The organism is Chitinophaga solisilvae (assembly GCF_009928525.1).
Classification (GTDB): domain Bacteria; phylum Bacteroidota; class Bacteroidia; order Chitinophagales; family Chitinophagaceae; genus Chitinophaga; species Chitinophaga solisilvae.
This window is the reverse complement of the sequence record NZ_JAABOK010000002.1, coordinates 410674-424958: the sequence shown is the minus strand read 5'-3', so window position 1 is coordinate 424958 and position 14285 is coordinate 410674. Positions and strand designations below refer to the sequence as shown.

Sequence of the window (14285 nt, the reverse complement as noted above, 5' to 3'; positions counted from 1 at the left end):
TAAATTCAATATAGTCCTTACCCCTATCTCCTTTGCCAATTTAGCATTGACCCTCTAAAGCTGCGTGTATGCTGATAGCCAATAAACATTTAACTCCGGTAATCGGGCTGGATATTCATTTCGTCATATTATTCGGTTTCCCTGTTCCCCTGCCACACCCTTACATCGGATTTGTGATTGATCCTATGGATTACATTCCATTCATTGGCGCTACGACCAAAGTAAATCACGTGCCCCGAGGCAAAAGCGATACCAGCGGGTTAATCATCATTTTATTTCATATTCCCATGGGAGGGCCTTTTTTACTGGCTCCCATGATAGGCCATGACTCTGTTAACTTCTTCGGCAGTAAACGGGTAAAAGTAGAGAATAACCTCATGAGCCCATCCGGACATATGCTCATGACCTGTAACGATATTGGTATTCCTTTATCGCTGCAACCCGGTAAAAAATTCAAACCAATTCCGAGCCTTTACCTGCCAACTTCCTATTCCATTCCATTGTCGTTCGGAAAACCCGTACTTGTAGGCGGCCCCTATGTACCGGATTGGGCGGGAGTTGTACTGAATCTTATCATGTCTTTTGGATTTGGCGCGTTGATGAAAGGGCTGGGAAAACTGGGCAAAAAGGCGCTGACTAAATTCAATCATGCACTAAAGGCTAAATTAGGCAGTAATAAGCTGAGTAAATTGCTTTGTAAAAAAGGTTTCGAACCCGTTGATCTGATACAGGGAATTGTCATTAATGAAGCAACTGATTTTGAACTTGCCGGTCCGGTTCCGCTCAGATGGATACGCACCTGGAACAGTGACAGCCCTCACAAAGGGATACTGGGGCATGGCGTTCATTTCAGCTATGATCTGCGCGTACAGGAATTCATGCAACAGCAGGCAGTAGTTGTATTACTGGGAGATGGCCGCAGCGCTGTATTTGACTATTTAGCCAGTCCCGGCAGCCAGGATTACAACCGCCACGAAAAGCTCACGCTCAGCCGTACAGAAGATAATGACTACCTCCTTTTTAATCACAGTGAAAGACTCTTTTACCGCTTCCGGCTATTACATCCGCAGGATACGCAATACCGCCTGTATGCCATCCATAACGAGGCAGGCTTCTGTATCAGCTTTCATTATAATAACGGAGGAAACCTTGTTCAGATAACAGACAGCGCCAACCGGCAACTGGAAATAAAAAACGATGAAGCCGGGCATATTATCGCTGTAACGGCTTATCACAACGGCGCCAGCCGCACCATGATAAGCTATGCATATAGTGAGGACGGCGATCTGACAGGCATTACGGACGCCATCGGCCAATCTACCCATATTCAGTACAGCCGGCACCTGATGACCACCAAAACTGACAGGAACGGCCATTCCTTTCACTGGGAATATGATCGCCGGGGACGTTGTATCCATACCCGGGGAGATGGCGGTATCCTGGAAGGATGGATTGAATATCATCCGGAAGACGGATATAATCTGGTAACCAATGCTGCTGGGAATACTACTACCTATTACTATACACCTGACTTTGTAGTCACCCGCATTAAAGATCCCCTGGGCAATTCACAGCTTTTTGAATATACGGATGACCTGGAAATATATCGTGAAATTGATGAGGAAGCTAACGTTACCGGATATACGTACGACGACCGCGGCAACTGTACTTCCATCACACAGCCGGATGGCACTACCGCTACCTTTCTGTATGATAAGGAAGACAGGCTTATACTAAGCACCGATCCGGAAGGTAACTCCCGGACATACATTTATTATAACGAAGGCAGGCATACGGGTATGTTACACACACTCACCGTTGCAGACACCGGCATTACTTTCTTCAGATATGATTCCCGCAATCTGCTTGTTAAAATTGTAAGCGAACAGGAAAAGGAAATTTCATTTGAATACGACAAGGATTACAACCTGTCTGCTATCCAACTCCCTGACGGAGGCCGTTCTGTTTCACAGTATGATACCTGGGGCCAATGCATTCACACCATTAATCCCCTGCAGCAGGAATATTTTTTCCGCTATGATTCGCTGGGGCGCATCATAGGCGTACAGCTTCCTGACGGCGATCATATTAAACTGCAGTATAACGCTTACGAAGAAGTGCTGGAAGCAAGCGACAGGCACGGCCGCGTGCGTTTTGAATATACGCCGCTGGGCAGCCTCAGATCACGGGAACAGAACGGCGCCAAAGTACATTTCATTTATAACAGGGATGAACAGCTGACTGGTCTGATTAATGAACATGGAGAGAAATACAGTTTTCTTCGCAACGGCCGCGGAGATATTATCCAGGAAAATGGTTTTGATGGTATTACACGTCATTACGAACGGGATGCAACCGGTAAACTTATTAAAATACAACGCCCCGGAAAACGTTGGACGGAATTTGAATACGACGCCAACGGCCGCCTGACAAGGGCCGAACATAACGATGGCAGTTGGGAAACTTACAGCTATAACCGTAGCGGTCAGCTGATAGAAGCTGTCAACGAATTTAGTCACCTTAAATTCCAGCGGGATAAGCTGGGCCATATCCTCCGTGAATGGCAGAACGGCTGCACTGTTAACAGCGAATATGACCAGAGCGGCCGGCGAAAAAAACTGTATAGTAACCTGGGCGCGGATATTCATATTGAACGAAACGATACCGGCGATGTAACAAGTATGCAGGCTTTTACAACTGCTGAACCAGACCCCTGGTCCATGCATATTCAACGTAACCTCGCCGGACTTGAAATTGAACGGGTATTACCGGGCGGCATCAGCAGCAGCTGGACCTACAACCAGGCCGGGCTGGCTGAAAGCCACCAGGTGCAAAGCGGAGAACGGATTACACGGCTCAGGCAATACCATTGGGATGTAAGCGAGCAACTCAAACAGATCATCAATAAAATTCATCACGGCGCGGTGCAATTCGGATACGATGATTTCAATAATCTCGCCTGGGCACAATATGAAGATGGAAAATATGATTACCGGCTTCCCGACAAATCAGGCAACCTGTATCAGACACCTACCCGGCAGGACCGCAAATATGGCGCGGGGGGTACTTTACAGGAAACATCAACGGCAAGGTTCGTTTATGATGACGAAGGAAACCTGCAGCAGAAAATTTCAAACGCGGCGCCTGCCGGTCTGGCTGTATGGACATATGAATGGTACAGCAACGGTATGCTGAAAAAAGTGCATCGCCCTGATGGCAAATCAGCGGAATACTGGTATGATCCGCTGGGACGCCGCATAAAAAAACAGTTCAATGGCCAGGTTACCCGCTTTGTATGGGATGGTAATGTGCTGTTGCATGAATGGCATTACCCCGTTGCAGAACAACCTGTTACCATTGTTGATGAACTGGGAGAAATACGGTTAAGCCATCCTGAACCTGTTCCGTCTGAAACCCTGACTACATGGGTATTTGAAGAGGAGACCTTTATTCCCGCTGCCAAACTTATCAACGGACAAAAATTTTCCGTTATCCACGATCATCTGGGCACGCCCTGTGAAGCATATGACGAAGCCGGAAATAAGGTATGGTCATGCGAATTGGATATCTACGGGAAGATACGTAAGTTAGCCGGTGAACGCTCCCTCATACCATTCAGGTATCAGGGACAATATGAAGACACGGAAACGGGATTATACTACAACCGTTACCGCTATTACAGTCCGGATGAAGGCATTTACATCAGTCAGGACCCTGCAGGCTTAAAGGGCGGGCTGCAACTATACGGATATGTAAAAAATACCAACACCTGGATTGATGTATTCGGATTAAATGGTCTGGACGGATTGATTACATCCGAGAATTTCAAATCATTTAACCTGTTTGAAAAATGGCGGCCTGTCAGCCTGAACGGAAATCAGGAAGGTGTTGTATACGTGCTGAAAGATGCCGACACCGGAGAGTTACTGAAAGTAGGGAAAACAGAAGCCAGCACCATAACAGAGAGATTCAGAAAATATCAGACTGCTGGCAAGAAAACCGGCAGGAACCTGGTAGTGGATGCATTAACCATTGATAAAAGTAACAGCCATACTATTCAGGCTGTTGAGAAACAGGTGCGTAACTATTTCCTTGAACAGGGACATCCGTTACCATGGGATAATACCGATAACCGCCTTGGCAGGGATGGTCCCGGAGTGCCGTTTACCAGGTTAAGCCGGAAACACCGGGATGAGTATAAGTGGGATAAAAAGGGAAATCTCGTTCCAAAATGTAACAGTTAACAACATATAAAACAACCGTCATGGATAATGCATCAATCAAGCTGCCACCGGAATACAGCCACCTTACAGACTGGTTCTGGGATATTATCAGCAAAGCGCACGAAGATAAAGCCGCTCTCCGTGAAATTCTGCTGCCTATGGACAGGGATGATATCCTCCGATTTCAGGAACAATTCATAGATGCTGCCGTTGAGCTGCAGGACGAACCCTTTACGGATTATATGGAATCATCTGAAGATGGTATCGAAGATATTTCTCACTGGATTGTGAGCAAAGGGAAGGCGTATTATGCAGATATCATTAATCATCCGGAAAAGGTCCCCCATTCCGTTTTCGGAAATACCAAAACCATCCTCAATGGCGTCGCAGACGACGTTTTTGAAGAAAAGTACGGCGAGTCCACCGGCATTTATTAATTTGATTATTTGAGATTTGATTATTTAAAATGCAGCGGAGATTTCCGGACAGAAGAAAATATTATCTTCCCGGAAATCTCCGCTGCATTTTAAATAACCAAATCTCAAATAACCAAATAATAAAATATTTACGTTTTTTCGAGCACGATTACGGAGTGTTGTTCTCCGTAGAAGTGGTTGTATAATAATATGCGGTTAATCTGTGCAGGCAATTTTGTTCCGGAAGGGAACCATTGTGTTGGGATTTGCTGTGAGCGGAGCAGGTGTGCGGCCATCCATAAGCCGAATGCACCGGCAGTATCGTATTCACCGCAGAGATGTTTGAAGGGCAGTTGTGGAATACCTGTCAGTACTGTGTCTGCGGCCTGGTAATAATGTTCATGATTGCTGTCTCCGTTGCGCCCGTTGATGACCAGGTCCACGCCTTCGCGGTATTGCTGCAATATCGCTGTCAGCTTTGCTGCAGTGGGTTTATACAACATCCGGAAGCTGGTGATGGCGGCATAGCTTTTTGGAGTAGGCGTTGCCGTTAGTGCAAAGAATGTTGCGCCTTCGCCGGCAACGGAGCCCGGGGAAGAATGGCTGTACAGCGCGCTGCTGTCTGTGGGCGTTGTCTTCCAGAAGCCTATACGGCTTTTAATGTAAAAATGTTCTGCGGTCATCTCTTCAAAAGCGCCGGTCAGCGTATTCGCCGCCCCTTCTGCCAGCAGCATGATACTGTCCAGCAGCGCGTTCTCAAAGGAAAAACCACGATGTACAAAAGTATTGTTATAATCCGTGCATTTCAGCTGCAGGGCAATCAGACCGTTGACTGAATTGTAGGTAGACTGGATAAAGGGAGTTGGATTCAGGGCTGTTTCCTTGTACTGTTCTATTTCCCTGATAAACTTCTCTGTATCCTGCAGGCTGCCTTTGCCGGTGCCCGTAACAATAGGGCCAGGTGTTCCGAGGCCGCTGTCCTGCATACATTTCAGGGCGGTTGTCAGGCCCATTTTCAGTACCCGTGTCATACGGCGCAGGCTGTTGCCGGGAATGAACGGCTTGTAATCAGGTTCTATACAGGAAAGCAGGTTACTGTCTGTATGCACCAGCGGCGCAGAAAACATCTCCCCGTCAAAAGTATGTTGCGGGGAAATGGCCGCCATTCCTTGTATGTAACACTTAACCTTCATATTTGCTGATCACCAGGGAGGCGTTGTTTCCTCCGAAGCCGAATGAGTTTGAAATAACATTATTTACAGAAAAGTTTTCCATCAGGGTTGTCACCGGTGTGATGTTCAGCTCTTCCATTTTTTCTGAGAAATTGAGATTCGGGAATATCAATCCGTTGCGGATAGCGAGTACGGAATAGATAGCCTCGATAGCGCCTGCTGCCGCCAGGGTGTGTCCGGTGAAGGGTTTGGTGGAACTGAACAACGGTACGTTTTCGCCGAAGAGGCGTTCCAGTGCTTTGCCTTCAGAAACATCATTATTCAGGGTAGCAGTGCCGTGCACGTTGATGTAATCCACTTCTTCCAGGGTTCTCCCACTCATGGCCAGCGCGGCCTTCATGGCTTCGTAGGCCCCGTCTCCGTCCGGGGAAGGAGAGGTAGGGTGAAATGCTTCATTGGTATTACAGTATCCGCTGAGCTCTGCGAGTATCCGGCTGTTATTGGCGCGTGCAAATGATTCGCTTTCCAATACCAGGTAGGCTGCGCCTTCGCCGAGATTCAGGCCGGTGCGCTGTTGGTCAAAAGGCCGGCAGAACTGTTTGTCCACATTCTTCAGGGAGTTGAAACCGTTGAGGGTGAAGCGGGTGAGCGCTTCCGTGCCGCCGCATACCACGCGCTGCAGCATGCCCTGCTTAATCATGCGTGCGCCGTACATCAGCGCGTTGGCTGAAGAAGAGCAGGCGGTGCTGATAGTGGCAATATACTCGTTGAATCCTACGGTGTCGGCTATACGTTGTGTACAATCGGCGCAGTCCAGGGTATCTATATATTTTAAGAAAGTGCCTGTCTTCTCCGGATTGATAATATCGAAATATACTTTCTCGGTATCGCACATGCCGCCAACGGTGCTGGCGTTGACAAATCCTGTGGGCACGGACTGCACGTCCGTAATCCCGGCCTGCTGCAAAGCCTCCCGGAGGGCGGTAAGGCCCAGCAGGGTGGTACGTGTAAATCCTTCCTGCTGTGGAATATCTGCCAGTACAAACAGGGCATCGTTGGCATGCTTTACCTCTGCTACGGGTAGCACATCTTTATAGATGGTGCTGATATAGGAGGTATAGCCCAATCCGCTGCGCTGCAATTGCAACTGTTTCAGGTTTCCGGCCACATTATCACCTATGGCGGTGATCATTCCCATCCCTGTTATAAACACTCTTTCCGCCATATAGCTCTTTACCTATGCAGGCTGTTTGGATTGTATAAACTCAGCCATTGATTGAACAGACTGCAGGATTTTACGTCCTTCGCGGGGATCTTCCACTTTGATATGGTATTGTCTTTCGAGCAGTACCATCAGTTCCAGCGAATCGATACTATCCAGGCCCAGTCCTTCTCCGAACAGCGGCGCATTGTCATCAATGTCTTCCGGTTTAGTATCCTGCAGATTCAGTGCTTCAATGATCTGCTCTTTCAATTTCTTTTTTAATTCTTCCATAATTGTGTTGTAGGTTTATCGCCTGCTGCCAGCAACAGACGAATGCCCTTGCGGGGAGTAAAAATACAGTTTTACTATTGTTTTGAAAATATTTATCAGTTCATTCTTCTTTTTTCAACCCGGCCGGCTATCGCGAGCATGGCCAGTCCGGTGAGTACCAGTCTGCCGACATCCTTCCATACGAAGCTGATATTTCCGTTGCGCAGGTAAATATCGTTGATGGCGTCGAGTCCCCAGCTGAGCGGCGACAGGTGCCCTACTGCCTGCATCACGGGCGGCATGATCTCCAGCGGAATCCATATGCCGCCGATAGCGGAGAGGATAACGATGGAGATAGCGCCGAAATTCAGCGCCTGGTTAGGCGTTTTGAACAGGGTACCGATGAGGATACCATAGGCGGTAGCTGCCAGTCCGATACCGGCGGCCACCAGCAGGGTAGCTCCCTGGTCATGCCCCATCACCAGCCGCGGCAGATCCAGCAGCGGCAGGATATAAATACCCACCAGCATCATCAGGTAAAACTGCAGCATACAGATGCCGACAAAAAACAGCATCTTTCCGGCGAGGATAGCCAGATAGGATCCGGGTATCAGTTTCATCCGGAGCAGGCTGCCATCCTCCCTTTCGCGGATCATATTACCGGCAATGGGAATAACGATGAAGAACATGGCAAAAATGCTCCAGGCCGGTACGTTGTGCTGTACGGAGTTGGAAACCACATCCAGCTGTTTGCTGCTGCCGGTGGCATGTTCTTTCAGCCCCACGGCCTGCAGCCTGATCGGCAGCGTATCATTGGCGGCGGCGATGGTGGTATCTCGGCTGCGCAGCTGCATTTTGATCCTGTCCAGCAGCATATCTGTTTCCACCTGCGTGAGAAAGTTGTCAAGCGCCTGATGAATAGCGCCTTTGAAGGCTTTCTTGGCGGCGGGGTCAAAGTAAATGATAACGTCCGGGGAAATATTCTGCTGCTTAACAGGCAGACTAACGGTCATGCCCATACGTTTTGTAATGTCATTTACAATACGGTTGGCATTGCTCACGATAGCTGCTGTAGCGCCGCCGGGGATGATGATACTGATTTTGTACTTCCCGGTATTCACCAGCTCCTTCGCCTGTGCTTCCGTCACGGGGCGGCCTTCCAGTGAGTCAATGATATTGAATTGCCCGCCACTGGCCAGTCCTTCCCTGATATATCTTCCGAGCCGTCCGTGATCATTATCTACCGTAAGTATATCAAATTTTACTTCCTGGTAGTCTTTAAACGGCGCATCCTGAATTAACGCCATCACGGTAATGAGTACCACGGGCATTATAAACAGGAGTATCAGCCCCGTTTTATCACGTAACAGCAGCTGCCACTCTTTTCTTATGGTAGCCAATAATCTGAGCATAGCTTTTTTCACTTTTAATTAATCCCTCAATGCGTGACCGGTGTAATGCAGAAACACATCTTCCAGGCTGCGGCATTGCGGCAGTTGCGCAATCAGCTCCAGGGGCTTTCCCTGCACAATCAGGCTGCCTTCATCCATAATGGCTACTTCTTCACAGATGGATTGTGCTTCTTCCAGCAGATGGGAAGTATACAGGATGCTGGCGCCCTGCCGGTTGTATTCCGTCAGGAATTGCAGGATCATGCTGCGCGACTGAACATCCACACCAGCGGTAGGTTCGTCCAGTATTACCAGCCGGGGATCATGCAGGATGGCGGCAATTATATTTGCCCTTCTTTTCATCCCGCCTGAATATTTATGAATTTCCTTATGTGCACTTTTCTCCAGCCCGAACACTTCCAGGTAATGCATGATCTTTGAGAGCAATGACGGCCCTTTCAGTCCATACAGGTTACCGAAGTAAGTGAGGTTTTCCACAGCTGTTAATTGCGGATACAGCGCTATCTGCTGCGGCACTATTCCTATAATACGTTTGATGGCTTCGCGGTGAGCGGCGTCCTGATGCAGGCCATGGATGGTAACATCGCCTTTGTCTGCACTGACCAGACCGCACAGAATAGAGATGGTAGTAGTTTTTCCTGCACCGTTAGGCCCCAGCAGCCCCACAATTTTCCCTTCAGGGAAGGCAAACGACAATCCTTTCAGCGTTGGCGCTGCTGCTCCCCGGTAGGTTTTACACAATTCTTTTACAGCTATGCTGGTCATACTAAAATTTTACCTGCGCCAGTCTGCGGAAAAATGCTTCTTCTGCGGCAGCGCATTGCAGCAACATCTCACTCAGTTCCTTATATGATACATTGTCGGCAGCCCTGCTTTTGCAGACGCGGCCTGCTGAAAAGGCGAAGTTACGCCACAGATCTCCGGTTTGCGTCAGCTCCGCGGCCAGTTTACTCAGTTCGTCCTTCTTCAGCAGGGTGGCAGCTTCCTGGAGGAAGGCCGCATATACGAAGCGGAAGCCGGCGCCACCGGTACCGATTTCTTCCTGCATACGAATGACGTTGCCGAGATACAAAGCGGATTTACGCTCTCCGACTTTAGCGGGATAATCTTTCACGCGGTTGGCCAGGTAGCGGATACCTTTTACGCCAAACATCGGGAAGGGTATTTTCAGCATATAATGGCAGGCCTGCTGTATTCCTTCTTTGACAGGCTTTTCGAAAGAGGCTACATCGGGCACATGCACCGGGTAATACATTTTTCCTTTGGGGGCCGGAAACCCTTTGGCAAAGCGGGCCTGCGCCAGGCTCTCCGGATCTATTTCGGTAACGGTATCCATTACCGGATCACTCACCAGGTATTGTCCGTTTTGTTTTCCATAGACTACCAGGTTGTGCGCATTGAAATGGAAGCGGTAGGACGGCGGAAAATAAGGCAGGTAATAAACGCTGGAGAGCAATCCTACAGGGGTTCCTGTGGCAATTACAGTATCCAGTGCCGCCATTCCTTTTTCGGGAGAAGAAAATTTCGCTGTCTCCATTTTTACCCCAAGCCTGCTGCACACGCGCTGGAAGATAGCTCCCGGCCAGATACGGTAGGTAGTGCCGGGAACGCCATTTACTTTCACAAAGGGAAGATGCGCAAAAAAGATCCCGGCGCCGATACCGAAAGCCATCGGCTCGCTGATACGTAAGCCGTAATGCCCCAGCAGGTTAGAGATAACGCCACTTTCACAATGTGCAGTCTGCGTATGATGGAAGGGATGATTGTTCATAAAATTTGTTGATGTGCCTGCAAAGACGCAAAGCAGCAAAGCAGCAAGGATACATTTATCCTGTTATGGTTGCTGCTTTGCTGCTTTGCTGCTTTGCGTTTATGCGTGATTATTTTACCTGCAGTAAATCCTGCTTACTGATTTTAAAAGCATCTGCGTAACGTTGCAGCATTTTATCGCTGAGGCGTCTGAACACAGCGGGCTTCATATGCCGCTTTACCTGCCACTGGAATTTGCCAACATAGCTGGCCAGCAGGGCCAGGTCCATGATATTTTTTTCCATATAAAAGGCTACAGGGCTGATTTCTCCGGCCAGTACGCGTTTGCGTGCCTGTTCCACCCTGTCGTTTACTTCTTCCCAGGCCTGTGTCAGTGCAATATTTTCCGGTTCCCACCCGGCACTCTGCACCTGCACATAATTGCCGGAATTATCCACCGCGTACATAATCTGCTTGAATGTACCTTCATGCAGGTTATCTCCGTCCTGTGGTACTTCCTCTTTTTTCATGTCTGCAGTTTTTAGAAGTGAATATCTATACCACTGTTATCTGTGCGTAAGCATAAGAGAAGCGGGCGCTTTCCGGCACCATCATAATCACTTTCTGTCCTTTCTTAAAGCGTCCGGTGTTCATGAGTTCTTCCAGCATCAGGTAAGGAGAAGCGGTGCCAACGTTTCCTACATTGGCCAAGTTGGTGAACCACCTTTCCAGCGGAATAGGTACGCCGAGACGCGTAATTTCCTCATCTATCTTCAATCTGAAAAATTCTGATGACAGGTGTGGCAGGAAGAAATCAATTTCATCGAGGTTGATGTCATGACGTTCCACCAGTTCTTTCCACATTTGTGCTCCGGAAGGAACTATATTTTTTCCCAGCAGGCGGGTATCCTGTTTGAAAGAGAAAACGCTGTGCTGTGCCCATTCTTCGGGTGTCATATCAATCCAGCCTTTGGTGCTGCCGTCGGTATTTTTGATGGCGCCGGCATACATGCAGGTTTCCAGGTCGTTGGCATAAGACAGGATCTCTACCCAGTCTACACGCAGTGACAGCCCCTCTTCGTTGGGCTTGTCCTGGAACAGGGCCGCGCTGGCGCCGTCGGACAACATCCAGCGGAGGAAATCCTTTTCAAAGGCGATGATCGGATTTTCATCCAGACTCTTCAGGTTTTCTGCTTCCGGCTGAAACTTCTGCGCCAGCATCCAGGCAGAGAATTTTTCAGAACCGGTGCTTACAGCGTTGGAAGTATTACCACAACGGATAGACATCCACGCATATTTAAAGGCCTGCATACCTGCTGCACATGCGCCGGTAGCGGCAATGAGTTCAACGGGCTGGCATTTCAGCAGGCCGTGTACCATAGCAGCATGGTTGGGCAGCAGCTGATCCGGCGATGTGGTACCACATGCCAGTAACTGTAATTTGCTGATAGGAAATTTATCATCAAATAATTCCGCTACGGCTGTTGCCGTCATCTCTGCATTGGAATGCGTGGAATTACCTTCCTTATCCAGGGAATAGTAACGCGTTTTGATTTTGTTGTTGCCCAAAATCTTCAGTCTCGCGCGGGAAGCTTTTCCATCAACCATTCCGAGGATGCTCTCCATATCATCATTTTCAACAGGCTTATTCGGTAAAAATTTAGATAGCCTGGTAATATAAACTTCCTTCATTTGAAAATAATTCGTCTTTTTAAGGCTGCCATACCTGGGTCATAACTGCTTGTAGTCAGCCATGCCGCGGTGATAAACATGTTTAAATTATACGGTTTATATGGGCGTAAATATATAATTCTAATCGGAATTACAATTATCACGCCATGGGGCGCCGGCATAGTATCTTCCCGCAGACCCCTTAAAGATGCGGAAAAGGCATGTTAACGCAAGCCAATACCCTTGTAATATTCCACTTCGCGCTCCAGCTCACTCCTCTTCAGGTTTAACCTGATAAGGGATGATATTAATGTAATAGGTGTCAGCACAAATATGCCTACCAACAGCAGTCCTCTGTACATACTTACTCTTCCCTGACGGGAAGCCGCGCCAGGTCCGCCTTTGGCGCTGATGAACTTTGCCCAGAACCGGAAAGCCTTGATACCGTTGTTTTCCAGCAGTACCAGGTTAGGCAGCAGCTCTACTGAATTCAGTGAAAGCAGCTGCGGATGCAGGTCGTCCCATTTTTTTGCAGACAGCGCACTGCCTATCGGGGTCGCAAAACGGCCGGATGTCAGGATTTCATTCTCCTGAACGCCCGCCTGCGGCAGAAAGCGTGTTGCCTCTTTCTTTCCTTTGAATGCCCAGCGAAGGATGGTAATCAGGGAAACCAGGTTCGGTGATTTATCTACCAGTACAATATTACCTACCAGTTGTGCACCCGCTTTATGCAGATAGCCCTTCACTTTCTCCTGTGCGTTGAGCCACATGTTGCGGCTTCCCAGCAGGGTGATAACGGGCTTACCTTTCAGCAGCCTGGCTGCTGCCTCACTTTGCAGGAAGGCGGCTGTGGGCTGTGAAGGAGATAAAAACCAGGGCTGATAAGCCAGCAGTACCAGATCGAAATGCGTATTCACATCCACTTTCAATGGTTCAATCCCGCGTGGTGTTCCCTGCACTGTTTCCGGCATGGTATCATAAAATTCCTGCTTTCCCCATGGAAAAGGGAATGGTCTTACCGGAACCAGCTGCTCATAAGTTACATCCACATGGCCATTCAGCGGCGCCAACACATGATCTATGATCCTTTTTAATTGTCCTGTTTGTGTATAATACACAACCAGCACCTTCGGTCTTTCGTTCATAAAAGGAATAGGAGTTCAACAATTCAAACTGTAAACTTACAAAAAAGCACGATTATTTATATCATTTAATGATAATTTGACAGATCACAGGGAGAGAAAGGGGGTATTTACCGGGAGTCAGGTTACTTGTGCCCCAGCCAGATACTGCCTCAACCGGCTTTGTTGCATTGTGGCAGTATCTGGACAAAAGGACTTTGATCTTTTTCAAAACCAATCTATTAACAGCAAAAGTGTGCTTTATATGATATTGAAAATGTTAAAAATTTGTAAATATTGCTGGCTATATTTTACGCACTGAGCCAGAACCCGCTACAGAGCTGGATACCTGCGGAGTGCCCTTATATTTTATATCACCGGAACCGGCAATTTTTGCCTCCAGTTTTACACTGGCGTGTACGCTAGCGCTACCGCTGCCGGCTATAGTCACTTTTGCGTCCTCGGATAAGAGGCCTTCTCCTTCAAAATCACCGCTACCGGCTATAGAAACGCTCACATTCTTCGTTTCGCCATCCAGGAACATATCTCCGGAGCCGGCTATGGAAGCCTTTACAGCAGGAGCATTCACGCTGCCTTTCAAATTACCGGAACCGGATAATTTAATGGCCATATCTTCTCTGGAATTGAATTTATCCATCAGCTTTACATCGCCGGAACCTGCCAGCGCCACCTCGCTCACTTCAGGTGTTGTCAGGTAGATGTTTACCCCCTTATGCGTGTTGATACTGGTATTTCTCTTGAAACGTACTTTCAGCTTACCGTCTTCTTCCACAAATTCCACCAGCGGCGCAACATTGTCCTCCGCCTCAATCAAAGCCGCCTTTGCAGGACCCTGTGACAGATACAGGTTCATACTGCCTTCCACTTTGATACGGGTGAAGGAAGGGATATTTCTTTCTTCTTTAATTACATTACCACTGCCTTTAATACGATTTTGGCCGGTTACATTACAGGACTGGAGAAGCGCCAGCACAGCGACTACTACCAGGGTGCGGCACAGGAATGATTTTAGTTGCATAAAATATA

General features: G+C 48.3%; 12 protein-coding genes. 2 read left to right on the top strand and 10 right to left on the bottom strand.

Translation table 11 applies throughout. From position 1 onward, the window contains the following. The first annotated feature begins 68 nt into the window (after positions 1-68). Together GWG06_RS04515 and GWG06_RS04510 are read left to right on the top strand one after the other, a co-directional pair. Positions 69-4244 carry an RHS repeat-associated core domain-containing protein gene (locus GWG06_RS04515; RefSeq protein ID WP_160711590.1) on the top strand — a complete coding sequence of 1392 codons (4176 nt, stop codon included), beginning with the start codon at positions 69-71 and terminating at the stop codon, positions 4242-4244. Positions 4245-4264: 20 nt separating this feature from the next. Next, positions 4265-4660, top strand: a complete 396-nt coding sequence (locus GWG06_RS04510; RefSeq protein ID WP_127035169.1) for a DUF4240 domain-containing protein — start codon at positions 4265-4267, stop codon at positions 4658-4660. A gap of 128 nt (positions 4661-4788) precedes the next feature. Here GWG06_RS04510 and GWG06_RS04505 read toward each other — a convergent pair whose 3' ends face one another. The 10 genes from GWG06_RS04505 to GWG06_RS04460 all read right to left on the bottom strand — a co-directional run bounded on the left by GWG06_RS04505 (position 4789) and on the right by GWG06_RS04460 (position 14277). Continuing rightward, the gene (locus GWG06_RS04505; RefSeq protein WP_160711589.1) at positions 4789-5805 is read right to left on the bottom strand and encodes a beta-ketoacyl synthase chain length factor; all 1017 of its coding nucleotides are present in this window, start codon (positions 5803-5805) and stop codon (positions 4789-4791) included. A 16-nt stretch (positions 5806-5821) separates the two neighbouring features. Further along, entirely contained in the window at positions 5822-7036 is a 1215-nt protein-coding gene (locus tag GWG06_RS04500) for a beta-ketoacyl-[acyl-carrier-protein] synthase family protein (protein ID WP_160711588.1), read from the bottom strand. A gap of 12 nt (positions 7037-7048) precedes the next feature. Then, the gene (locus GWG06_RS04495; RefSeq protein ID WP_127035163.1) at positions 7049-7306 is read right to left on the bottom strand and encodes a phosphopantetheine-binding protein; all 258 of its coding nucleotides are present in this window, start codon (positions 7304-7306) and stop codon (positions 7049-7051) included. Positions 7307-7401: 95 nt separating this feature from the next. Further along, positions 7402-8697: an ABC transporter permease gene (locus GWG06_RS04490; protein WP_160711587.1), complete on the bottom strand. Its 1296-nt coding sequence runs from the start codon at positions 8695-8697 to the stop codon at positions 7402-7404. Between the two features lie 18 nt (positions 8698-8715). Further along, entirely contained in the window at positions 8716-9462 is a 747-nt protein-coding gene (locus GWG06_RS04485; RefSeq protein WP_235938143.1) for an ABC transporter ATP-binding protein, read from the bottom strand. Position 9463: 1 nt separating this feature from the next. After that, positions 9464-10468: a BtrH-related acyltransferase DarH gene (gene darH / locus GWG06_RS04480; RefSeq protein WP_127035159.1), complete on the bottom strand. Its 1005-nt coding sequence runs from the start codon at positions 10466-10468 to the stop codon at positions 9464-9466. A 109-nt stretch (positions 10469-10577) separates the two neighbouring features. Beyond that, complete coding sequence (DarG, locus tag GWG06_RS04475) at positions 10578-10976, bottom strand: flexirubin biosynthesis protein DarG (RefSeq protein WP_127035157.1); 399 nt, start codon at positions 10974-10976, stop codon at positions 10578-10580. Between the two features lie 25 nt (positions 10977-11001). Further along, a complete protein-coding gene (gene darB, locus GWG06_RS04470; RefSeq protein ID WP_127035155.1) occupies positions 11002-12138 on the bottom strand; it encodes a dialkylresorcinol biosynthesis protein DarB in 1137 nt (378 codons plus the stop codon). Positions 12139-12341: 203 nt separating this feature from the next. Further along, the gene (locus tag GWG06_RS04465; protein ID WP_127035153.1) at positions 12342-13262 is read right to left on the bottom strand and encodes a dialkylrecorsinol condensing enzyme; all 921 of its coding nucleotides are present in this window, start codon (positions 13260-13262) and stop codon (positions 12342-12344) included. A gap of 280 nt (positions 13263-13542) precedes the next feature. After that, complete coding sequence (locus tag GWG06_RS04460) at positions 13543-14277, bottom strand: head GIN domain-containing protein (RefSeq protein ID WP_127035151.1); 735 nt, start codon at positions 14275-14277, stop codon at positions 13543-13545. Positions 14278-14285: the final 8 nt, after the last annotated feature.

Coding starts and splice junctions, on each gene's coding strand:
- DarG (WP_127035157.1), bottom strand. CDS start 10,976: ATGAAAAAAGAGGAAGTACCACAGGACGGAGATAACCTGCATGAAGGT.
- GWG06_RS04460 (WP_127035151.1), bottom strand. CDS start 14,277: ATGCAACTAAAATCATTCCTGTGCCGCACCCTGGTAGTAGTCGCTGTG.
- darB (WP_127035155.1), bottom strand. CDS start 12,138: ATGAAGGAAGTTTATATTACCAGGCTATCTAAATTTTTACCGAATAAG.
- darH (WP_127035159.1), bottom strand. CDS start 10,468: ATGAACAATCATCCCTTCCATCATACGCAGACTGCACATTGTGAAAGT.
- GWG06_RS04485 (WP_235938143.1), bottom strand. CDS start 9,462: ATGACCAGCATAGCTGTAAAAGAATTGTGTAAAACCTACCGGGGAGCA.
- GWG06_RS04495 (WP_127035163.1), bottom strand. CDS start 7,306: ATGGAAGAATTAAAAAAGAAATTGAAAGAGCAGATCATTGAAGCACTG.
- GWG06_RS04510 (WP_127035169.1), top strand. CDS start 4,265: ATGGATAATGCATCAATCAAGCTGCCACCGGAATACAGCCACCTTACA.
- GWG06_RS04500 (WP_160711588.1), bottom strand. CDS start 7,036: ATGGCGGAAAGAGTGTTTATAACAGGGATGGGAATGATCACCGCCATA.
- GWG06_RS04515 (WP_160711590.1), top strand. CDS start 69: ATGCTGATAGCCAATAAACATTTAACTCCGGTAATCGGGCTGGATATT.
- GWG06_RS04505 (WP_160711589.1), bottom strand. CDS start 5,805: ATGGCGGCCATTTCCCCGCAACATACTTTTGACGGGGAGATGTTTTCT.
- GWG06_RS04465 (WP_127035153.1), bottom strand. CDS start 13,262: ATGAACGAAAGACCGAAGGTGCTGGTTGTGTATTATACACAAACAGGA.
- GWG06_RS04490 (WP_160711587.1), bottom strand. CDS start 8,697: ATGCTCAGATTATTGGCTACCATAAGAAAAGAGTGGCAGCTGCTGTTA.